20 protein-coding genes are annotated in these 21,305 nt (G+C 66.3%); 10 read left to right on the forward strand and 10 right to left on the reverse strand.

Annotated features, from left to right (window positions below):
• The first annotated feature begins 39 nt into the window (after window positions 1–39).
• Window positions 40–2,532: a serine/threonine-protein kinase gene (locus KEG38_RS16620; RefSeq protein ID WP_272420470.1), complete on the forward strand. Its 2,493-nt coding sequence runs from the start codon at window positions 40–42 to the stop codon at window positions 2,530–2,532.
• A 16-nt stretch (window positions 2,533–2,548) separates the two neighbouring features.
• On the opposite strand, the gene KEG38_RS16625 is transcribed toward KEG38_RS16620, so the two are convergent.
• Window positions 2,549–3,094: an HD domain-containing protein gene (locus KEG38_RS16625; RefSeq protein ID WP_272420471.1), complete on the reverse strand. Its 546-nt coding sequence runs from the start codon at window positions 3,092–3,094 to the stop codon at window positions 2,549–2,551.
• Window positions 3,095–3,114: 20 nt separating this feature from the next.
• Window positions 3,115–3,963, reverse strand: a complete 849-nt coding sequence (locus KEG38_RS16630) for an SDR family oxidoreductase (protein ID WP_272420472.1) — start codon at window positions 3,961–3,963, stop codon at window positions 3,115–3,117.
• A 108-nt stretch (window positions 3,964–4,071) separates the two neighbouring features.
• Between KEG38_RS16630 and KEG38_RS16635 the strand changes: the two genes are divergently transcribed.
• Window positions 4,072–4,584, forward strand: coding sequence for a prolyl-tRNA synthetase associated domain-containing protein (locus KEG38_RS16635; RefSeq protein ID WP_272420473.1), 513 nt, complete (start codon window positions 4,072–4,074; stop codon window positions 4,582–4,584).
• A 29-nt stretch (window positions 4,585–4,613) separates the two neighbouring features.
• Here KEG38_RS16635 and KEG38_RS16640 read toward each other — a convergent pair whose 3' ends face one another.
• Window positions 4,614–4,829, reverse strand: coding sequence for a hypothetical protein (locus tag KEG38_RS16640; RefSeq protein WP_272420475.1), 216 nt, complete (start codon window positions 4,827–4,829; stop codon window positions 4,614–4,616).
• 1,305 nt (window positions 4,830–6,134) lie between these two features.
• Here KEG38_RS16640 and KEG38_RS16645 point away from each other — a divergent pair.
• From KEG38_RS16645 to KEG38_RS16665, 5 genes are all read left to right on the forward strand, one after another.
• Complete coding sequence (locus KEG38_RS16645; RefSeq protein ID WP_272420477.1) at window positions 6,135–6,698, forward strand: hypothetical protein; 564 nt, start codon at window positions 6,135–6,137, stop codon at window positions 6,696–6,698.
• A 45-nt stretch (window positions 6,699–6,743) separates the two neighbouring features.
• A complete protein-coding gene (locus KEG38_RS16650) occupies window positions 6,744–7,862 on the forward strand; it encodes a hypothetical protein (protein WP_272420478.1) in 1,119 nt (372 codons plus the stop codon).
• A 21-nt stretch (window positions 7,863–7,883) separates the two neighbouring features.
• The gene (locus KEG38_RS16655; protein WP_272420480.1) at window positions 7,884–9,071 is read left to right on the forward strand and encodes an RNA polymerase sigma factor; all 1,188 of its coding nucleotides are present in this window, start codon (window positions 7,884–7,886) and stop codon (window positions 9,069–9,071) included.
• A 239-nt stretch (window positions 9,072–9,310) separates the two neighbouring features.
• A complete protein-coding gene (locus KEG38_RS16660) occupies window positions 9,311–9,979 on the forward strand; it encodes a hypothetical protein (protein WP_272420481.1) in 669 nt (222 codons plus the stop codon).
• 81 nt (window positions 9,980–10,060) lie between these two features.
• Entirely contained in the window at window positions 10,061–10,678 is a 618-nt protein-coding gene (locus KEG38_RS16665; RefSeq protein ID WP_272420483.1) for a GNAT family N-acetyltransferase, read from the forward strand.
• A gap of 9 nt (window positions 10,679–10,687) precedes the next feature.
• Here the strand turns inward: KEG38_RS16665 and KEG38_RS16670 are convergent, their stop codons facing one another.
• Window positions 10,688–11,188, reverse strand: coding sequence for a cupin domain-containing protein (locus KEG38_RS16670; RefSeq protein ID WP_272420484.1), 501 nt, complete (start codon window positions 11,186–11,188; stop codon window positions 10,688–10,690).
• A gap of 134 nt (window positions 11,189–11,322) precedes the next feature.
• Here KEG38_RS16670 and KEG38_RS16675 point away from each other — a divergent pair, with 134 nt between their 5' ends.
• Together KEG38_RS16675 and KEG38_RS16680 are read left to right on the forward strand one after the other, a co-directional pair.
• Complete coding sequence (locus KEG38_RS16675) at window positions 11,323–12,528, forward strand: adenylate/guanylate cyclase domain-containing protein (RefSeq protein WP_272420485.1); 1,206 nt, start codon at window positions 11,323–11,325, stop codon at window positions 12,526–12,528.
• Window positions 12,529–12,563: 35 nt separating this feature from the next.
• The gene (locus KEG38_RS16680) at window positions 12,564–13,391 is read left to right on the forward strand and encodes a carotenoid biosynthesis protein (RefSeq protein ID WP_272420487.1); all 828 of its coding nucleotides are present in this window, start codon (window positions 12,564–12,566) and stop codon (window positions 13,389–13,391) included.
• Here KEG38_RS16680 and KEG38_RS16685 read toward each other — a convergent pair whose 3' ends face one another.
• The 6 genes from KEG38_RS16685 to KEG38_RS16710 form a co-directional block, all read right to left on the reverse strand.
• Window positions 13,392–14,312: a UbiA family prenyltransferase gene (locus KEG38_RS16685; protein WP_272420488.1), complete on the reverse strand. Its 921-nt coding sequence runs from the start codon at window positions 14,310–14,312 to the stop codon at window positions 13,392–13,394. It lies immediately after the preceding gene.
• A 21-nt stretch (window positions 14,313–14,333) separates the two neighbouring features.
• Entirely contained in the window at window positions 14,334–15,398 is a 1,065-nt protein-coding gene (locus KEG38_RS16690) for a Vgb family protein (protein WP_272420489.1), read from the reverse strand.
• 114 nt (window positions 15,399–15,512) lie between these two features.
• Window positions 15,513–16,385 carry a hypothetical protein gene (locus tag KEG38_RS16695; RefSeq protein ID WP_272420490.1) on the reverse strand — a complete coding sequence of 291 codons (873 nt, stop codon included), beginning with the start codon at window positions 16,383–16,385 and terminating at the stop codon, window positions 15,513–15,515.
• Window positions 16,382–17,713, reverse strand: coding sequence for a DUF1552 domain-containing protein (locus KEG38_RS16700; protein WP_272420492.1), 1,332 nt, complete (start codon window positions 17,711–17,713; stop codon window positions 16,382–16,384). The genes KEG38_RS16695 and KEG38_RS16700 overlap by 4 nt, the downstream gene beginning before the upstream one ends.
• A gap of 26 nt (window positions 17,714–17,739) precedes the next feature.
• Window positions 17,740–19,398, reverse strand: a complete 1,659-nt coding sequence (locus tag KEG38_RS16705) for a DUF1592 domain-containing protein (protein WP_272420494.1) — start codon at window positions 19,396–19,398, stop codon at window positions 17,740–17,742.
• Between the two features lie 8 nt (window positions 19,399–19,406).
• Window positions 19,407–20,564, reverse strand: a complete 1,158-nt coding sequence (locus KEG38_RS16710; RefSeq protein ID WP_272420495.1) for an alpha/beta hydrolase family protein — start codon at window positions 20,562–20,564, stop codon at window positions 19,407–19,409.
• A 119-nt stretch (window positions 20,565–20,683) separates the two neighbouring features.
• On the opposite strand from KEG38_RS16710, the gene KEG38_RS16715 reads away from it, so the two are divergent.
• Window positions 20,684–21,301 (forward strand): nucleotidyltransferase domain-containing protein, encoded by a 618-nt coding sequence (locus KEG38_RS16715; RefSeq protein WP_272420496.1) that lies wholly within the window; start codon window positions 20,684–20,686, stop codon window positions 21,299–21,301.
• Window positions 21,302–21,305 lie beyond the last annotated feature (4 nt).

Genomic DNA, 21,305 nt, shown 5'->3' on the forward strand with positions numbered 1-21,305 from the left:
CGCGTTGTCCTCACGGCTGCTCGCTGAGGAGGAGCACCGATGCTTCGCTTCTGGCAACGCCGCAAAGACGACCCGCGCGCGGGCCCTCCGTCCCTGGAGGGGGCCGACGACGGTGCGGCGCGCGCGGCGGAGCTCGAAAAAGCGACGTTCAAGCCGGGGATGCAGATCGCCGGCAAGTTCACGCTGCAGCGCCTCATCGCCGCGGGCTCGATGGGCACCGTCTTCGAGGCCTGGGACATGTTCGTGGAGCGGCGGGTCGCCATCAAGCTGATGCACCCGAACTACGACCGCGACCCCAGCATGATCGCCCGCTTCCGCCGCGAAGCGCAGACGACCGCCGCGATCCAGCACCCGAACGTCGTCACCGTGCACGAGGTCGGGCAACGCCGCGACGGCACGTTCTACATGGTGCAGGAGCTACTCGAAGGCGAGAGCCTGCGTGAATACCTGATGCCGCGCGGAAGGCTCACCGAGCACGAGGCGATGACGATCATGGTCCCGATCATGGGCGCGCTCATCGCCGCGCACCGCCGGGGCATCGTGCACCGCGACATCAAGCCGGAGAACATCGTCCTCACGGAGTCCGCGTCCGGCGAGATCGTCCCGAAGCTCATCGATTTCGGCCTCGCTCGCGTCAACACGCTCGACCCGAACCGCAAGCTCACGCTGAGCGGCGTGGTCATGGGCACGCCCGAGTACATGGCGCCCGAGCAGGCGAAGGGTGATCCCGGCATCGACGCGCGCGCCGATGTCTGGTCCGTCGGCGCCGTCCTCTTCGAGCTGCTCTCGGGCCGGCGCCCCTTCGACGGACCCACGCATCAAGCCGTGCTGATCAAGATCGTCACGGAGGCGCCGCCGATCCTGTCGATGCTCGTCGACGACATCCCCTCGGCCTTCCTGGAGGTCGTCCAGGGCGCGCTCGTGCAGCAGCGCGAGGGGCGTTATCCGTCGATGCAGGCATTCCGCGACAAATTCGTCTTCGCGTACGAGAACATCTCGCACCGCGTGGTCCTCGCGCCGACGCGAGGCCCGAAGGACGACGGCGAGGTCGCGCCCGAGCCGCAGCCGGGCGAGGCGGAGACACACGAGGCCGGCGGCGCGGACGTGCTGGAGCTCGATCCGGCGGATCTCGTGCTCGACGAGGACACGGTGAGCGAGCTCGACGAGGCCATCGCGAGCCTCGCGACCACGCGAATCGCCACCGTCCCGCGCTCGGAGATCGAGTGGCGCGACGCGGCCGCGTTGTTCCCCGGTTCACCCCTGACCGCCGACGAGACGGCCGCGTTCGACGCCCTCAGCGTGAACGCGCTGCGCGACGCGGAGGCGCACGCGGCGCGCGCGATCGAGGCGTCGGGCACGCCCGAGACGATCGCGCGCATGCGGCTCGTGCAGGCGATCGCGCATCGCTGGCTCGGGCACATGGCCGAAGCGCGACGCGCGGCGGAGGAGGCGATCACGCGCTTGCCGAGGGGGAGCACGGCCTATCACGCCGCGCTCGGGCACCTCGTCATCGCGTCGGGCAGCATGGGCGACGTCGCGCGGATCGGGGCGTTCGTCGACGAGCTCGCGGCGCTCGCGCGTGAGGGCGTGACCACGGAAGCGCACATCGTCACGGCGGCACGCCTGGTCATCGCGCTCGTACGCGCGGGCCTGCCGGATCGAGCGCACGAGGTCTTCGCGGGCGCGCAGCGGCTCGCGCAGCGGCACAGCGTGGTGAGCCCGTTCGTGCTCGCGTGGCTCGACGTGGCGCGCGTCGAGATCGCGCTGCACGAGGGGGATCTCATCGGTTACGTGCGGCGGGTCGAGTCGGCCGTGGAGAATTTCACGTCGGCGGGCGACATGCGGAACGCTTGCCTGCAGCGCTGCAACATCGGTAACGCGTACCTGCAGCTCGGCGCGTATGCCCTCGCGGTCGCGGCCTTCCGCGAGGCGCAGGCGATCGCCGAGCCGATGCAGCTCGACTTCGTCTCCTCGCTCCTCGCGAACCTCGGCTACGCGCTCGCGCACATGGAGAACCTGACGGAGGCGATCGCCGTGGAGACGGCGGCGCTCGAGCTCCTCGTGCGTCAGGGCAACCGGCGCGGCGAGGGGTTCGTGCGGGGGTACCTCTCGATCATCCTGCGGCTCGCGGGGCGCACGGACGAGGCGCTCACGATGGCGCGACTGGCGATGGAGGTCTCCGAGGGCGTCCCCGCGGCCCGGGCCTGCGCGCTCGCGCTCATCGCGGGGATCGCGATCGCGCGGAACAACGTGCGGGAGGCGTACCTGAAGGCGTCGGAGGCGATGCAGATCTTGAGTCGCCTCGAAGGGATCGAGGAAGGCGAGAGCCTGATCCAGTGGACCTACGCGCTCGCGCTCCGGGTGAACGGCGTCGAGGAGGAGGCGCTCCACCGCATCACGGAGGCGCGGCGGAGGCTGCTCAAGCGGGCCGATCGGATCAGCGATCCGCGCTGGCGGCAGAGCTTCCTCGAGCAGGTGCCCGACAACGCGCGGGTGATGGAGTTCGCGGCGATCTGGCTCGGCGAGCGATGAGGGACGCGGGCGAAGGTCACGGCGCGCCTTCGATGTAGTCGCCGTACGCCTCGATCTTCGCTTCCATCCTCGAAGCGAGCGGCGCGCTCGCCGGGCCCAGCGCTGAAAGGATCCGCCGTGCTTCCTCGCGGTATGCGATCCGTTTTTCGCGCGACCAGTAGGGAGGCGGCGCGGCGAGGTTCGTGATGCGGTCGGCGAGCTTCACCATCCACACCTCGCGGGGCTCGCGCTGGATGCGCGCGAGCGAGTCGGCCATCTGGTCTTCCTTCGGCAGGCGCGTGTCCTTGCTCAGCGCGCGTACCCCACGCGCCACGGCGGCGCCGAAAAGCCGCGTGATCTCGTCCTCGGACGCGCTCGTGTCTTCCAGCGTGTCGTGGAGCAACGCGCACGTGACGGCGAGCTCCACGTCGAACGAGTCCTTCGTCGCGACCGCGAGGATCTCCGCGGCGACGGTCGCGACGTGGGTGATGTACGGATGCTGCTTGCCGGGCACGCGTTGCGCGCCGTGGGCCTCGGCTGCGAAGTCGAGCGCGCGCGCGTACGTGTCGGGAGAAAACGTCATGCGGGGATCGTACCCCGCGTTCAGACCGAGAGCTTCTCCGACAGCTCCCACAGGCCTTTCGCCAGGGCGTCGTTCCGCGCGTGGCTCGTCGTGCGCGTGAGCGCGCGATCGAAGAAGTACTCCCCGTTGTACGACGCGGCATCGTCGCTCGTCGCGAGCCAGATGATCGTCTCCGCGCCCTTCTCCGGCGTACGCGCGAAGAGCGCGGCGGCCGCCTTGACGAAGAGCGCCGCGATCGGGCCGGTGTTCAGCGCGAACCCCGTGCGAACGTAGCCGGGGTGCATGCAGTTCGCCGTCGCGCTCGAACCCGCGAGGCGCCGGGCAAGCTCGCGCGTGAAGAGGATGTTGGCGAGCTTCGAGTCGCCGTAGGCGCCAAAGCCGGCCTTGCCGCTTCGCTTGGCGACCGTCGCGAGATCCATCTTACTTATCTTGTGGGCGTCGCTCGACGTGCTGACCACGCGGGCCTTCGGCGTCTTCTTGATCAGGTCGAGCAAGCTCGTCGTCAGGACGAAGTAGGCCATGTGGTTCAGCGCGAACGTCATCTCGATGCCGTCGGGGCTGAGCTTGTAGTCGGTGAAGATGGCGCCGGCGTTGTTCACGAGCACGTCGAGCCGGTCGTATTTCGCGCGGAAGGCGTCGGCCACGGCGCGGGTCTCGGCGATCTTCGAGAGGTCGCCGAGCAAAAGCTCGATCTTCTCGCTCCCGCTCGCCTCCTTCAGCTCGTTCACCACGCGCTCGCTCTTCTCGCGGCTCCGGCCGACGAGCACGAGCGTCGCGCCTCGCTGCGCGAAATCCCGGGCGGCGGCCTTGCCGATGCCTTCGGTCGCGCCCGTCACCAGAAAGACTTTGCCTTCGAGATCCTTCGCCATCGCGTCGCTCCTTGGTCGAGGCCGCATCTGTAGCGCACGTGTGTGCCGCCGGGGAGATCCCCGCACGAAACGTTGATCGACGGCCCTGCGCGGGGTAACGAGTCGCGCATGACGACCTCCCCCCGGGATGCGCTCTTCGAGCGGCTCGTGGCCCTCGGCATCGAGACCGAGACGGTCACGCATCCGCCCGTCTTCACCGTGGAGGAGGCGAAGGCGCATCGCGTGCGGCACGACGGCACGCACGTAAAAAACCTCTTCTTGCGCAACAAGAAGGGCGCGATGTGGCTTGTCGTGCTCGACGAGGATCGCGCGGTGGACCTCAAGGACCTTGGCCGCCGCATCGGCGCGGGCCATGTCTCGTTCTGCTCGCACGAGCGCCTGCGGCAGCACCTTGGCGTCGAGCCTGGGTCGGTCACGCCGCTCGCTGCGTTGATGGACAAGGAGGGCGTGGTGCAGGTCGTCCTCGACGCGAAGGTCCTCGCGCGGGATCCGGTGCACTGCCATCCGTTGACGAACGACCACACGACGGCGATCCGGGGAGCGGACCTTGTCCGGTTTCTCCGGGCGACGGGTCACGAGCCGGTCGTCCTCGACCTCGACGCGCCCTCGCCCTCTCTATAAAGAGGCGGCCGGCGGCTCGGGGGGCTTTTTCATGCTTCGCCCCAGGTGAATGCGAGGTGAAAGAGCTCGCGGCTTCGTTCCATGTCGTCCCGGCGGGCGCGGAGCAGGACCTCGTCGCCGTCGGTCCCGAGCATGTAGCCGACGGTGATCTTGCCGAAGAGGCGCGACACGACGAGCTCGAGCCCGGGCAGGATGGTCCAGTGCAGGCAAAGGGGCTCACCAGAAGCTTCGATCCAAACACTCATCACACATTCACCTACCCTAGTGGGTGAGGTTTCCTCCTGTACCCCTAAGTGTGTTGAGGGGGCGTTTTGTCCGAAAAGATCGTACGGGGTCGGTGATTTTTCTGGGCGGGGGGTTCGGCGGGGGGTCCTCGGACGAACGGGTTTGGGAGGTAGAACTCCCTGTTGGGGAAGTGTGTTGAGAAGGCGGATCGTCCACCGGAAACGACACGGCCGGGCCGATTTTTGAGGGCGATCTGGGGAGGTTGGTCCGGGCACGGTTCATTTGTCCAGGTAGTTGGTAGTTCGCGGAAAAACCGCGTTGGCCGCGTCGGGATCTTGCTCAGAAACTTGCACGAGGTTGGTGTTTGTCTCTTTCCCCATCGACAAACCCCATGGTACCGATCCCGAGACGCACCAATAAAAGGTGCAAGTATTCTTGGCTTGAACGGTGGTTGATTTCAATGAACGGGACCCGGTGATGCGTCTGTGGAAAATCCTCGCTCTCCCGCTAGGCTTGCCGTTTATCGTATTGGCTTGTAGTGACGTCGGGTGGGGGGAGGACTTCGACTCGCGAGTCTGGTGCCCCTGCGAAAATGGCAATCCACCGCCTCCGGACTGTCTGGCCGAGGGTTATCCGCCCGATCCTGAAACTTGCCCTGTGGACGCTGGTACTGATGGTGCAACTGATGCCTGACCCGATAGGATGCTTTGAAATGTGTACGCAAGAAACGTCATCGGGTCATGCATCCTTTTAATCGGGGGTATTTTATGCGCCTGTGGCCGTATCTCAGTTTGCCTGCCGCTCTACCTTTCTTGGCGCTAGCCTGCGGTGATGTCGGCTGGAGCGAAGACGCCAAGTATGAAGCCGTGTGTGTCTGCGGTGTTGGCACACCTGAAGAATTTGCGAAATGCCTTGCCGAGGGTTGGCCTCCCGATCCGGAGACCTGCCCCGCGGACGCTGGCACAGTCGGCTGCCCAGGTGTGTGCGCCCCGGAAAAGCCCGCCGGTTGGGAAGGTCCCGTTCTCGTGGCCACCGGCCCAGCCATCGGCTTGCCTGGTTGTCCGGTAGGCACGAAAGAGGCAGTTTGGGCCTGGGCCGACCCGGTGCTCGGGCCTCGTGATTGCCCAACATGCGCTTGCGGCGAACCCCCAGTAACCTGCGAGCTCCCGACTTCCTGGAATACACACGCCACCGTTTGTCAGGATCCCATGCCAGCGAGTGCGTCGTTCGACGCGCCGGCAAGCTGGGACGGATCGTGCACGACCGCCAATGCCCTCTCGGAGGGCAAGCTCTGTGGTGGTGTGCCCTGTGTCCGCTCCCTTTCCGTGGCTCCGCCCGTGGTCGTGGAGGGAGATTGTCTCGTCCTGGCCCAGGGCGACGAACCAACGGACCTCCCGATCCCCTACAACGGAAGCATCAACGAGTGGCCTACGCCGATCTCGGTTGCAGCGCTGGCTTGCGCGAATGACGTGAAAAAACCGTGCAAATATGCATCCTGCTCGCCGGAGCCGCCGTCCCCCTTCGATGTCTGCGTGTACGCCACAGAGGACGTTGAGTGTCCTCAAGACTGGACAAAACGCCTCGTGTTCTTCGAGGATGGCACCGACAAACGCGAGTGCAGCTCTTGCACTTGTTCTCCACCCACGGGAGGCATGTGCACCGTTCAGATTCACGTATATACGGACAGCGCCTGCATGAACGAGCAACTGTCTCCGTATGTGTCCTCGGACATGCCTGCTCCCTGCTACGATCTGATGGAAGGCATTTCTCTCGGCAGCAAGAGAGTTGAAGTCATCGAGAGGGTGCCCGGCGTGTGCATGCCCCAGGGTGGTGAGCCCACGGGCAAGGTCGAGATGGGGAAACCCATCACGTTCTGCTGCCTCGCGTAAAGCCGCCTTGCTCGATCCCACCCCTAGCTGGTAGGGTCGGGCACCATGGCTCTCCGCGGGGGGACGGTACTGGCAGCCTCGATCTGCCTCCTTGCAGCGCCTGCCGCCGCACAGGAGACCTACCGCCTCGACTACGTACGTGAGCCCGGCACGGAGATTTGCCCGAACGAGGCGGTCTTCCGTGCTGCCGTCTCCCGCGAGGTTGGACGAGATCCGTTCCAGCCTGACGCGCCGAATCTGCTCACGGTCGTCTTCCGACGTTCTGAAAAGAACGTTCGTGTCCAGATCGTCGCGAAAAGCATTTCCGGTGCGGAACAGCGCGCACCTGAGCACGAAAAACCCACCTGGCAATGTGCTGGGTTGTTGCATCATGCGGCATTCAGCGCCGGGATGCTCATCGAGCCGCTCGAACCGCCGGAGCCTGAGCCGCACATCGCGCCACCTACGCCACCTGCGCCACCTGCGCTTCCGGCGCCATCCCTTCCACCATCGAGCCCGCCACCTCCGCCTACCGCCGCGCAAACCGTGCGTGCAGTGCCGCTACCCCGGCCAGGGCCACCCACACGCATCCTGATTTCGTTTGCTGGAGGCGCTGCGTCCGGCAGTACACCGACTTGGTCACCCTCGCTGGTGTTCGGCCTTGGACTCCGACAGGCTGAACTGTCGTTAGGCGTAGAAATCCGCTATGACGCAGAGAGTGAGCGCATTGAAGAGCCATACCGCATCCGTGGATCACAGCGGTTTGGAATGCTCATACCCTGCCAGCATGCGAGGGTACGTTCTTGGCTTCAACTGGATAAATGTATCCTCATCTCCGTTGGATATCTGGATCGCAGTATTGAGCACGATAGTAAAGTGTGGAACTTTCTGGAGGAGAAACCAACCTTTACCTGGGGTGTGGGCCTCCGCGGTGGCTTGTCGTTCCCACTGGGACAGTCCGTCACCCTCCAGACTCGACTAGATATTCTCTTCGTGCCCGACCCACCCGAAGAAATTGTCCTCGACCGCGAAATCTGGACCTACCCCTACGCCTCGGCCGCCCTCCAGGTTGGTCTCGTCTACGCCTTCGACGTGACCAACCCCACCGCCAAACCCCCTCCCCCACCGCCTCCTCAAAAATTTTCGCCGACCGTCGGTACATCCGGGGGGTCTGACGACATATAGCAAGCGGAGGCGCAGCCCATCATGCTTGCCGCGGTCGACACCACACCCACACGGGAGGAGTTCCGGACGTTCTACGAGGAGAACTTCCCCACCGTGTGGCGTACGTTGCATCGCCTCCGCGTCCGGGAAGCCGATGTGGCGGACATCGCGCACGACGTCCTCGTCTTCGCGTACAACCACTTCGACGAGATCCCCGCTTATCCCCAGGGATGGCTCGCGCGCGTCTGCTACGAGATGGTCCGGAACTACCGGCGCAAGGCTGCGCGGCGTCTCGAGCGGCTCGCCCCGCAGGTGATCGATGCCGCGGTCGACCAGCACGCCTCCGATGAAACGATGACGGAGGTCGTCCTCGAAGCGCTCGAACGGATGCCCACGGACCAGCGCATGCTCCTCCTGCGGTACTACGTTCGCGAAGAGCCGCTTCACGCGCTCGCGAAGAGCCTCGGGATCGCGCGTTCGACCGTGCAGCTCCGCCTCGCCGCCGCCGAGACGGCCTTCGAAGGGTGGATCAAGACGCTCCTCGGGGTGGATCCCGAGAAGAGCTCGCGGGAGAGCTTGTTTGCCTCGTTCTCGCTGGCCGGGCTCCTGCCGCGCGTGTGGGAGTCGAGCGAGGTCCTTGCCAAGGCCCAGCTCGACGGCTGGGAACGGTTGTCGCGGGCGATCGACGCTGCAAAGATCGCTGCGGGCGCGCCGAGGCGCGAGGCGCCTCAGGCGATCGAACCGGGCATCGGGGCGGCAGGTTTTCCGTTCAAACTCACGACCGCGTTTGCTGTGGCACTGCCGTCCGCGCTCGCGGGCATGCTGCTCGGGCATCTCGGCGCAGGTGTCGCTTCGGCGCATACCACCGCGGCCCCATCGCTCCACGCGGCAACGACGCCGATCGCCGTGGTCGCCGATGCTCTCGTGAGGAATACGCCGCAGGGCGATTCCGGGGCGCCGCGGGCTGCACCGCCATCGCAGGAACCAGCCCCCGCTCGCCCCGGGGATCCTGAAGTTCCGATGCTTTGGACGATACGGCGTGCCCTCAAAGACGAAAATCCGAAAGCAGCCCTCGAACTCCTCCAGGAGCACGCGCGCCGTTTTCCCAAAAGCACGCATTTGGACGAGTGCGCAGAGCTCAAAAGCATAGCAGAAAAAAAACTCGCTCGGATGCTTGCACAAGAAGCCGCAAAGAAACAGGCTTCAACCGAGGACAAACCCAAACCCTGACGCGAAGGATCGTCGTTCGCAGCCGGCCGCGTTGCCACTCATTCTGGGCGAGCTTGGTGGCGCGGTCGCCTGGGGACGACGATCCACGATTTCGACAGACGATCACCGCTCGCAGGCGGCCCGCCGTGGCAGAGACGGAACGGAGGACCCCTGCTCGCGCGCACGAAACCAAGGCCAATCCGAGAAGCATGTCTCGGCGGGTCGCCTACGAGCGGTGATCAAAGAATGGGAGGGATTCCATGCCCACGATTTTGCCGGAATCGGACGACGACGACGTCCCGCTCGGGATCCACGAACGACCGACCTGGCCCGAGGACATGCGGCCGACCATCGTCGATCCCTCGTGCGTCCCCCCAAACGGATGGAGGTCTCGCCTTCGTGATCTCCTCGATCGCCTCCGTGCCCGATTCCGTCGCACCCCCGCCCCGCCGCCTCTCCCGCCCGCGCGCGAGCGCATGAGCAGCTCGCCCACGCTCGTATCCTCCGGCGTGTTTGCCTTCGAGGAAATCCTTTCGGAGTTATGGCGCCTCTCGCCGGAGCAGCTCGACGCCGTCGTGCGCCTCGCCGAACACGTACGCGTGGCCCGCAACGCGGGCGCGGAAGCCGCAGTGGACGCTCGAATCCTGTATGTGCTCGCCCGCCTCATGCCCACGCCGGGCGAGATCGTGTCCCTCGCACTGCTCCGGGACAAACTCCTCGGGCTCCCGCGTTCGTCCGTGGATCAGGGTCTTCTCCGGCTGGAGGCGAGCGGGAGAATCGTGCTTCTTTCCACGCCGGTGGGCGCGGACCTCGCGGGAACGGGTGGCTCGTCGGGCGCCGGGATCGAGCATCCAACCCGAGGAAATCTCGAACGTTGTGCCCTCGTGCCCGAACGTCACCAGGGCCGGGGCATCCGTCGCGCCGCGTGACGTCCGCGTGAAACCTCGGCGTCTGCGTGCACGGATGCTTGACATCCGAAGCCTGCGGGCGCTTGCTCGGGCCGCACGCCCATGTCCTTCACGCCTCTCACGCCCTCGCACGTCCCGCTCCGGGGAGGCCGCCGCGCCCTCCTCCGAATGGCCACCTACCCCGCCGATTCCGCCGGACTGCTCGACCTCGAGCGCGCGATCGTAAAAGCCCGGCAAGGAATCGTCAAATACCCCGACGAGCTGCCCGATGACCCGACCACCTACGGCGATCTACAGATTCGCGCGGGCATGGCGGCGACGGACGGTTCGGCCTTTTGTATGGTCGCCGAAGAGGAAGGACGCGGAATCGTGGCGGAGGCGTCGATCCTTCGCCTCACGCTCCGCATGGTTCGCCACGTCGCCGTTCTCGGCATCGGCGTGCATCCTGACGCGCAAGGAATCGGCCTCGGCCGCGCGCTGCTCGAAGCGCTCCTCGGCTGGGTGCGCGACCATCGCGACGCGGACGGAGGCCGCATCCGTCGCGTCGAGCTCCACGTCCGCGCGGACAACCCGCGCGCCGTCGCCCTTTATCGATCCCTCGGGTTCCAGGAGGAAGGCTCCCGCCGCGGGCTCATTCGTCGCGACGACGGCAACTTCGTCGACGATATCGGCATGGGCCTCCTGCTCCCCGATCCGGACGAACCCTCGGCCTCGGCCTGACCTGCTCGCCTACTCGTTCCCCTCCCAGTAATCGCGGCTCTCGCCATCACGTCCGACATAACGGAACAGGCGCGGTTTTCCGTCCGCGCCCGGACCAAGATCGGCGACGACGCCGAAGTTGCCAGTGTCGGGGTACTCCACGAGATCAGGCGACATCCGTGTGCTCACGGACAGCACTTTGAGCTCGGTGGTCTCGGACGTATTGATGAACTGGTGCGCCGACTCCGGCCCGGAGGGCGGACACGCGATCATGTCGCCGCGCCGGATCGGGTGTCGCTCCGCGCCGAGACGCATCTCGCCCTCGCCTTCGAGCACGAAAAACATCTCCTCGTTCACGCGGTGGGCGTGACAGGGAAACGCGCGCTTGCCGGGCGGGATGATCGTCACGTTGTACCCGAGCTTCTGCGCGCCGATCTGCTGTCCGACGAGGCTCACGCGACACGCGAAGCGCTCGCCGTTGCCCATCGGGAAATACTGGAGCTCGTCGAGGTTCTTGATGGGTCGGGACACGGGCAACTCCTCTCGTTATGGTTTGCCCTGCGGGTCTGTCACCGGATCTCGCACGGGTCAAGGCCAAAGCAAACGAGGGATCCGCGCGAATAACGCTTGACGCACGGGATCCGATTTGCGTTGGTGGGGCCGACATGGGAACCGTGGCCCACGCCTCGAACCGGAGCGAGCTCGCCGCCGCGATGAAGGAGGCGTTGAACCGCGAGGCGCGCCGGAACGAGATGCGCGTCGCGGTCGTCCGCATGTCGGCCTACTCGCTCGTGCTCATGCTCGACGTCACGCTTTGGGCCCGGGGCCTCAGGCCCGCGACGAACATCCGCGGCGGCGCGCTCTGGGTGCTGCTCTCGGGCGTGCTCCTCCTCGCGACCCTGCGGCTCCCGTACGGCCGCGTGTACTGGTTCATCGTGCCCGTCGTCGACTTCTTCCTCATCGACGGCATCCTCGACACGCGTATCGCGGCCCAGGGCGTCACGACCGCGATGGCCGCGGTCACCGCGCTCGCCTGCGGCCTCTTCGCCGCGACGGGCGGCATCCGCTTCGATCGCCGCGCGGCTGCGTGGACCACGTTTCTCGCCGTCGTCCTGCTCGTCCGCCTCCTCGGCGATCATGCCTCACGCGTGCACCTGCTTTACTCGGGCGTCGCGATCGTGGCGATCGGAATGCTCAACGTCTGGCTCGCCGATCAGGTGCGTCGCGCGATGGAGGCCACGCGCGGGCAATTGCTCCTCGATCGGCTCTTGCCGACCGTCGGGCGCGCGGCGCTCAAGGATCCGCTCTCGCTCCTCGATGCGCCGCGGTCCGTGGAGGCGACGCTCCTCGTCACGGACCTGCGCGGCTTCACGTCGCTCTCGGAGCGCATGGAGCCGAGCGACGTCTTCGAGATGCTGAACCAGCTCCAGGGCGCGCTCTCCGAGGCCGTGCACGCGTGCGGCGGCATCGTCGACAAGTTCATGGGCGACGGCATGCTCGCGGTGTTCGGCGCGACCGAGCCCGGCCACGACCATGCGCGCCGCGCCATCGAGGCCGTGCGCCGCATTCGCGCCGCGCTCGACGAGCAGAACCGCATCCGCTCGGCGGGCCTGCGAATCGGCATCGGCGTGCACTCGGGGACCGTGGTGGCGGGCTGCCTCGGCGGCGGGAGTCGGCTCGAGTTCACGGTCATCGGCGACGCGGTGAACACGACCTCGCGGCTCGAAGCGATGACGAAGGAAAAAGGCGTCGACGTGCTCGTCAGCGAGGAGACCGCGCAACGCGTGCCCGAGGTGACGTTCGAGGACCTCGGTATCGTGCCGGTGCGCGGGCGGCAGCAGGGGATCCGGATCTTCACGCTGAAGTCGTGACGTCGCCGCTCGTTGTGGCGTGCTAGCGTCGGCCCGTGCCTTTGCTCGTGTTCGAGATTGCCTGCGTCGCCGTCGTCCTGCTCGCGCTCGCGGCCATGGCGCGGAGGCGGCCGCCCGCGGATCTCTTGACCGATTATGCGGCGCTCGCCGTCGCGGGATGGATCGGCGAGGAGACGTGCGTCGCGTTTTACGAATATTACCATTACGCGATGGGGTGGCACGTCCGGCTCGACCGAGTGCCGATCCTGGTGCCGCTCATCTGGCCGCTCGTGATCCTCTCGGCCCGGGAGGTCGCGGCTTGCGTTTGGCCGCGGATCGAGCGGCTCCGCCCGCTCGTGGTGTTCGCGATCGTCGCGTTCGACGCGTCGCTCGTGGAGGTGATCGCGGTGCGCGCGGGGCTCTGGTCGTGGGCCGAGGCGGGGCACCTCGGCGTGCCGATCATTGGCATTCTCGGGTGGGGATATTTTGCGATTGGCGCGGACCTCGCCTTGTCGGGCCGGCTCTCGTCCGGGGACGGGCGAATCCGGCGCGCGCTCGCCACGATCGTCGCGGCTCCGCTCGTGGCGCATGCGCTCATCCAGATCACGTGGTGGGGGTTTTTCCGTTGGTCGCAGCGGGAAGCGCTCGGCGTGGCGTCGATCTGGGGACTCTCGGTGATTGGCGCGTTCGTTCTCGCATCCGTCGTCCTGGCGCGCCGTCGGGGCGGCGCGATTCCGCTCTCCGTCGCCTTGCCGCGTTTGGTCGCGGCGGGCCTCTTTTTCGTGCTGCTCCTCTCGACCGCGCCCGCGGAGCTTTCGCTCTGGCACCACACCGCGATCGTGGCGATCCCCTATTTCGCCGCGAGCGAGCTCACGCTGCGCTGATCAAAGAAAAATGTTCGCGGGCATTCCCGCGTGTTCCCAGAGCGCCGTACCGACGAGATAAAAAACGAGCTGGGCCGTGCCGAGGTGCGTGAGCACGATGCAATCATGCGAAGTGAGGCCTCGCCAGTAGCGGGGCCGATAAAACGCGAGCTGCGTCGCGGGCGCGGCCAGCATCAAGCCCTCGCGGACGCCGATCGAGCCGGAGACGATTCCGGCGACGAGAATGGCAGCCGCGCCGACGAGCAGACCATCGATGATCTGCCGCGCGCGGTGGGGCCCGTGCACCACGGGATACGTGGGGATTCCTTCTTGCCGATCCCCTTCGAGGTCACGCAGATCGTAAAGGATCTCGTACGTCAGCTCGAACGGAACGAAAAACAGTGCAAGGCAAACGACCCCGCTCCAGGGCATCACGCGCGCGCCGGGACTCGTGACGAGCGGATACACGAAACACGTGAGGACAAACAGGACCGAGGAGCCGAAGTTCTTGAAGAAGTAGATCTCCTTCAGCCGGGAGAAACCGCGCGGCGTGGGGACGATGTTGTAATTGTAGGCGAGGCCGATGATCTGGACGGCGATCCGGAACGGCGTGAGACCCGGCCAAACCAGGTGCGTCGCGACGAACGACCCGCCCATGAGCAGGACGGCGCCCACGGTGAGCAAACGCTTCTGGCGCGCGACGCGCTCGGTGCCGCGGATTCCGTTCTTGAGGTCCTCGTCGATGTCGGTGATCCGGTTCATCAGGTTGATGAGGAACCAGTCGAGTCCAACGACGAGGGCGACGAGCGGCAGGTAACGGCCCGTCATGAGCCATCCGAAGACGACGCACGCGGCCATGGCCACGAGCACGATGTGATATCGGGCGATCGCCAGCGCGTCGGCGAGCGCGGAGGAGGCGGGCGCGAGGGCGGCATCGGACATCGCCGCCCCTTCTAGCATTTCTCAGGGCAGCGCGAGGATCCCGATCGGCCGCGCGAGCCTCGCATCCGCGTTCACGAGCACCGCGCCCGACTGCCCCGACGCGGGCAAGGGCGTCCCATCGGCCTCGAAACGCAACACCGTCCCCGGGTTGCCCTTCGCTTCGTCCTCGTCGAAGCCGACGGTGAAAATACGCCCGCCGTCGCCCAAGCTCACCCCGCCGAGGTAATTGCCGCTCGGCGTGCTACCCGTGTAGTTCGTGGAGATCGTGCCGAGCAACATCCCCGTCGTGAAATCGTAGCGCCGGATGTCGTTCGCGTAATCGCTGACATAGAGCTCGCAGAGCCCAGCGTTACAATCGGGCCCGTACGCGAGGCCGAGCAGGCTGATGTAGCCGTGCCCGGCAGGCGAAAGGTCGGGCTGGTCGACGAAAACTTTCATTTCGCCGGTCGTGACGTCGATCTGCAAGACCTGGCTCGGGAGCCCCGGGAACGTGGGCATGCCGTTCTCGGCGACGGAGCCCTCGGTCGTGACGTAAAGTTTTTCGTCGGGCCCGAAGAGCAGCCCATTCGGCCCGTTCAGGCCGCCGGGCATTCCATTGCCCTCCTTGAAGACGTCGATGAAATCGCCGGTTTTCCCGTCGTAACGAAGGATCTGGTCCGTGAGGAAGCTCGAAACGTAAAGCCTTCCGTCCGGCCCGAAGGCGATACCATAAGGACGGTGCAGGCCGCCGCCCTTCGCGAACTCGCCGTAAAATGCGCCCGTCGAGGAGTCGAACCGCAGGACCGCGGAGTTTTCGGGCGTATCGCCGCTCGCGATGTAGAGGTCGCCCTCGGGGCCGAGCGTCATGGCGTCGGGGTGGAAGAGGCCGCCCGTGCCTTTCGGAATGAAAGCATCGACGAACGCGCCCGTGTCCTGCTCGAATCGAAGGACATCGTCGCCGCGGCTGTTCGCCACGAGGAACAAAGGCTTGCGCGGCACTTCGCCGCCGGTCGTGCTCGGGCCGCCTTCGTCGTCCCCGCAGCCCACGAGGGCCGAGAAAGCGAGGACACAGGCGACCTTACCAAGGGTTCGCAGGGGAAGTCGCATCACGTGAGCATATCGGCAGCGGCGCCGAGGCTCAATGGCGATGGTGGACGAACACGCGGCCGCCCGTGCGACGGCACGCGCGCGGAGGTCACGTTCGCCCCCGCGCGCGGCACGTCAGCGGCGGAGGAACGCCGGCACGCCCTCGACATCGAGCGTCGCCGAGAGCTGCTCGCATTTGCCGGTGTCCTCGTTGTATGCGAGGTCCGTGTTTGCGTCGAGCAGGAGCTTGATCTGCGGGAGCAGATCCTCGAGCCCGTCGCCGTCCTTCACGCCGTCGATGATCTCCTGCGGCAAGACGCCACCGCCGAGGATGCCCTTGAGCCTGTGCTCCTCGTCGATCGTGAAACGGAAACGCGCGTCTTGCACGTTCAACGTGAACGCGACGTCGAAAATCGCGAGCGGAATCGCGAGGGCGAACGGGCCGGTTTCGAGCACGCCGTTCTCGATGCGCGCATTCATGACGTAGCTGCGGCTCGCCGCCGGGTCGGGCTCGAACGTTTGATACGCCTCGATGATGCCGTCCGTGCCGAGGGTCGGCCGCTTCTTCACGCCGACTTGCACGCCGAGGTTCACGCAGGTGTCGTTCGTGAAATCGTCGACGTTCTCCATTTCCATCAAGATGACGAGCTGCCCGTCGTTGATGGACCCTTGCAAGAGCCCGTCGATCGCGTCGCCGACGAACTTTTCCACTTCAGGGACGAGCGGCGCGAGCTGGTTGTCCACGCCGCTCCGCCCGTCGGCATCGGTGAAATCGGCCTTTCCGCAGGAGAGCGAGTCGGTCGAATCGCTCGTCCGGCCGTCGAGATCGAAGCCGGGCGCCACGGTCGGCGAGACCAGGCGCGAGAAGGCGAGCTTCGTCGTAATGGCGCCGTACGTCTCGCCGGTCGTGCAAGCCGCGGCGCCGAGCGCCTCTTCCTCGCCGCAGCCGACGAGGAAGAGGCCGAGGGAGAGCACGGGCAGGAGCCTGGAAACAGCTTTCGTCTTCATACCTCGATCGCCGTCAAGCTGGTGGTCGCGCGCGCATCGCCCTGGCCGAAGCTGTCGAGCGTCATCCCCATCGCCCGCGCGAGCGAGAGGAGCACCTTGCTCGCGTTCTCGGCCGACGGAGACCGATAATGGAGCCCCGTCTTGAGCGCCCCGTTGCAGGTCCCCGCGATAAGGATCGGATACTCTTCGAGCAGGTGCGATTTGCCGTACGAGCAATCGCTCGTCCCGAGGATCGCGCAATGGTCGAGCAGTGTGCTGTCGCCCTCGGGGACAGCGGCGAGCGCCTTCACGAGGTAAGCGAACTCCGAGATGATGTAGAGCAAGATGCTCTGCACCTGCGGCTGGTCGCCGGGTTCGTCGTGGGTGAGCTGGTGATGGCCGGCGGTCGCCCCGGGATAAAGCGGATTGCCGACGGGGCTCGAGAACCACTGGCTGAACACGCGCGTCTGGTCGCAGGCGAGCGCCATGACGAGGACATCCACCATCGCCCGCGAAATCTCGGACATCGGCGGCCTGCCGTCCACGTCCGGATACTCGTCGAGCGGCTTCTCGGGCACCATGCACGCCGCGAGGCTCGGCGGATTCTGCTGGAGTTTTTCGATTTGCTTTTCGAGCGCGCGGATGCCGTCGAGGTGCTTTTCCAGGCGCTCCTTGTCGGTTTGTCCGAGGACTTGCTGGAGCGATGCGGCCTCCTCCATCACCCCGTCGAGGATGCTCTGCCGCAGCGGCAATCGTGGATCGGGCATCGGCGTGCTGCCGGGCATGACGAACCCGTCCACGAAGACACGCTGGAAGAGCGCCGCGGGCGAGTTCTCCGGCGGGTTCACGCTATGCGGCGCCGAATAGGAGAGGCTCCGTCCGCCGGGCTGGACCGCGAATTCGAGCGAGCGGAAGCGCGTGTCCTGTCCGACGGCCTCGGCGATCACCTGATCGATGCTCGGCTGGGTGAACGTCTGGAGCTCCGTGCCATTGTTGAGCGGCGCGGCGCCCGAGAGGATGCCCGCCGACCCCGAGAAATGCGGCACGGTGTTCCCGGTATACACCTTCATGCCGGTGATGACCGAGAGCTTGTCCTTCACCTCGGCGAGCGGCGCGAGCGTGGGAGAGGGCTCCCAGGTCGGCCCCGTCCCCTTGGGTACCCAGAAATCGGGCAGGGTGCCATTGCCCCAGAAAAATATTCCGAATCGCTTCGGCAGGGCGTCGCCCCCGGCATAAGCCGTCCCGTTCGCGTTCAAAAAAATCTCGAGCGCCGGCAGCCCGATGGCGACCGCCGCGCCCCCGAGCATGCCCCGGAGCATCGTCCTTCGGCTGAGCTTGGTTCGCTTCATGGCATGATCCCCTTCGTCACCGGTGGTCAAGGCTTGTGCGCGAGCCGGAAACCCGGGCTCGTCGCGATGAACGAGAGAAGCGACTTCACGCGATGCCCCGCCGCGCGGAAATCGTAGGTGAGGGTGTTGATCGCGGCGGTCTCCTCCTTCGTGGGCTCGAACGCCGTCGCATACGAATAAAGCTTGCGCACGAAGCAAGGCGCGACCTTGTCGCTGTCGTGAACGCGCAAGGCGAGCTCGCGCGCGTTCGCGAACGCCACGCCGTCGAGGTTGCCGGACGGGTCGATCACCGCGTCGGTCTCCTTCAAGCGGAACCGGCCAATCCCATCGAAGTTTTCGAGGCCGAGGCCAATGGGATCCATGAGCGTGTGGCAAGCCCGGCAGGTGGGATCGGTGTTGTGCTGCGCGATGCGCTCGCGCAGGGTCCGCGCCTCCGTCGAGGCATCCGGCAACCCCGTGTTCACGTTGACGGGCGGCGGCGGAATGCCGTCGCAGAGCAGATCTTCGCGGACGAACTTGCCGCGGAGCGTGGCCGACGTGGACCGCGGATGCGAATGCAAGGCGAGGATGCTGATGTGCCCGAGCAGGCCGATCCGCGGCGAATCCGCGGGGAAGTCCACCTTGCCGAAGCCCTCGTCCGTCGGCGCGGGCACGGCGTACATGGAGGCGAGCTTCGGATTCACGAACGTCGTCCGCGTGAGGAAGACGTCGCGGTAATCGGCGTCGAGGTCGAAGACGAAGTGCTCGAAGACCCGCAGTGTCTCCTCGCGCGCGGCGGGGCCGACCTCGGGGCTGTAATACGTGAAGACCGTGGGGTCCTTCGAGAGCGCGTCGAGATCGCCGAGGTGGAGCCAATCCGTGACGAACGCCCGCAGGCCTTCCCTCGCCCGCGGCGATTCGATCATGCGCACGACCTGCTCCGAGAGGCCCTCGTCCTCCGTGAGCTTTCCGGCCTCGGCCGCCGCGAGCAGCTCCTCGTCCGGAATGCTGTTCCACAGGAAAAACGAGAGCTTCGAGGCCATTTCGAGGCTCGTGTAGCGTCGCTTGTCCGGATTCTTCGGGTCCGGCTCGCCGACCTGGGGGCGATAGAGGAAATTCGGCGACTGGAGCATCGCCGCAAGGGCAAACTCGATCCCCTTGTCGAAGCTGCCGAGCGTGGTCGCCGCCTGCACGAGGAGCCCGCCCAGCCGATCGACCTCCGCGGCCGCAAGCGGACGGCGGTAGACGCGGCGCCCGAGCGAGGCGGCGAATTTCTTCGCGCAATCGAGGTCGTTCGTCCCCGCGGGCGCACACGGGAGGACCGAGGCTTTCCGTGCCGGGTCCGAAACGACCTGCTCCGCAATCGCGAACGCGGCTTTTTCGTATCTTTCGACGCCACGCGAGGAGATGGTGCTGACCGACGAGCCGAGCGTGACGAAGCCGTCGAGCGGGGCATCGGGCTCGATCGAGGTCGGCACGTTGATGTCCTCGCCGAAGAGGTCGCGGATGGCATTGCCATACTGCGCGACCGTGAGGCGCTGCGCCCCCGTCTGCGCGGCGATCTCCGGCATCGGCGGACGCGGCCCGATCCCGCCGCTCGGCGGGGGCGCCTCTTCGCTACACGCGACGAGCGAAGCCGCGAGCGCCGCGGGGAGGAGCGCCCGGGAGAGATAGGTCGTTTGGAGAGGTTCGTCCCGGAATGACATCGCACACCTCATTTGTGCTGAAACTTGACCTTCGGCGAGAGGACCTCGGTGCCGTCGAGGATCTTCTGGACCCTGTCGCTCGTATCGCCGAGGATGTGCCGGCGCGCGAACGCGAAGGCATACGTGTTCACGAGCCGCCAGCCCTCGTACGAATCGAACTCCTGGCAGCCGCCGAGCGCGAAGAGCTGGTGGCATCCGCCCTCGAAATCGAGCCAGGTGAAATCGATCGAGGTCACGCGGGCAAACACGTTCTCGGCGCCGACAGGATCGAGCGACCCGCTCATCTGCATGTAGGGCTTCTTCACGGAATCGTACCCATCGAACCCGAACCAGCCCGGCTCTTCGTCTCCGACACCGCTCGCCATCGGAATGCCCGCCTTGACGCGCGCATCCCCGAGCCCCTCGCCGAAGACGGCAATCTGCTCGGGCGTGCAAGGCTCGGAGAACTTCGTACCGTCGTCGCACATGGCCTGAATCGCGGCGAGATCGTGCGCGGCGCCGCCGCTCGCCCACGCCGTGCGACCGCCGAAGCTATGCCCGGAGAGCAGAACCTCGTCCGTGCGGCATTTGCCGGCGAGCGGATCCTCCGCGGGCAGCGCCTCCAGGGCATCGAGCGACGCTGTCAAATCCATCGAGCGCCAAAAGCTGATGGTGAGCGGCACGGTATCCTCGTGCTCCGGCAGCGTGTTGCCCTTGTGATCGGGCGCGATCGCGACCCAGCCGTGCGAGGCGAACCAGTGCATCATGTCGGAGCTCGTCCCACCGAACCCCGAATACCCGTGCGAATGCAGGTGCACGGGGTATCCCGCGGCCTCCATCGGCGGCGCGACGCTCGCGCCCTCGAACACGTCGTCGTCGGGGAATACGTTCAGGTACTTCGGCGACGTACCTTCCTCGTCGAGCGTGGGATACCAGAGATTGATGCGGATCTCCCGCGGCCCCTCCACGCCCTTCGGCTGGTACGTGTGCAGAAAGGAGCGATAGCCGACCCGGAACGGGCCGATTGCATCCACGGGGTAGTCGAGCAGGCCTCCCTCCGGCATCTTCGGCCCCGTGTCGGGGTTTGCAGGAGGGGCTTCCGGCGAGCATCCCGACAAGAGCGATACCGCTCCGATTCCGAGCGCGAAGAGACGCCCGGCCTGGCGGAAGGCAGAGAAGGATACCACGACGCCCATTGGATCACGAAACCGCCGAGAATGCTACTCGTTTCTTCGCGCCGAGGCTCCTCCGTAATGCCGGCACGTGGGAACTTTCCAGCGCGGCCCTCCCGTTGTAAGATGCGATCGTGTCCGACGACGTCCTCGGCCGCCTGCTCGCCGTTCTTCGGGTCCCGCGCGCCGAGATCCGCGCGGCGTACCGCGTGGGCTCGCGCGTGTACGGCACGGCCGGACCGGCCTCCGACGAGGACTTCCTCGTGGTGCTCGGAAAGCCGGGGCAAAGGCAAGACCTCGCCTTCGCCCCAGGCCTCAACATCGTGATGCACGGGGTCGCGACGTTCGAGGACGCGCTCGAAGACCAGAGCGTCTTCGCGCTCGAATGCCAATTCGCGCCGCCGGCGCACGTGCTCGTCGCGCCCCGCCCGCCGTTCCGGTTCACGCTCGACCGAAAAAAACTCGCGTCCTCGGCGATCGGTCGATCGACGGCAGACTGGCAGAAAGCGAAGAAGCGCTTCGTCGACGAGCCCGGCCCGTCCCGGAAGAAGGCGTTTCACGCGCTGCGCGTGCCGGTCTTCGCCTTGCAGGTCGCGAAAACTGGCAAGATCACCGATTACGCGGCCGCGAACCACTTTCTCGCGGAGCTCTGGGAGGGGCCCGACGACGATTTCGCGTGGTACGAAGAGACGTTCGGCAAGGCGCGGGAGGCGCTCTGCGCCGAGCTCACGAAGCTCGGCGGGAAGCGGTAGTCGC

It is taken from the genome of Polyangium jinanense, assembly GCF_028435265.1.
Taxonomy (GTDB): Bacteria; Myxococcota_A; Polyangia; order Polyangiales; family Polyangiaceae; genus Polyangium; species Polyangium jinanense.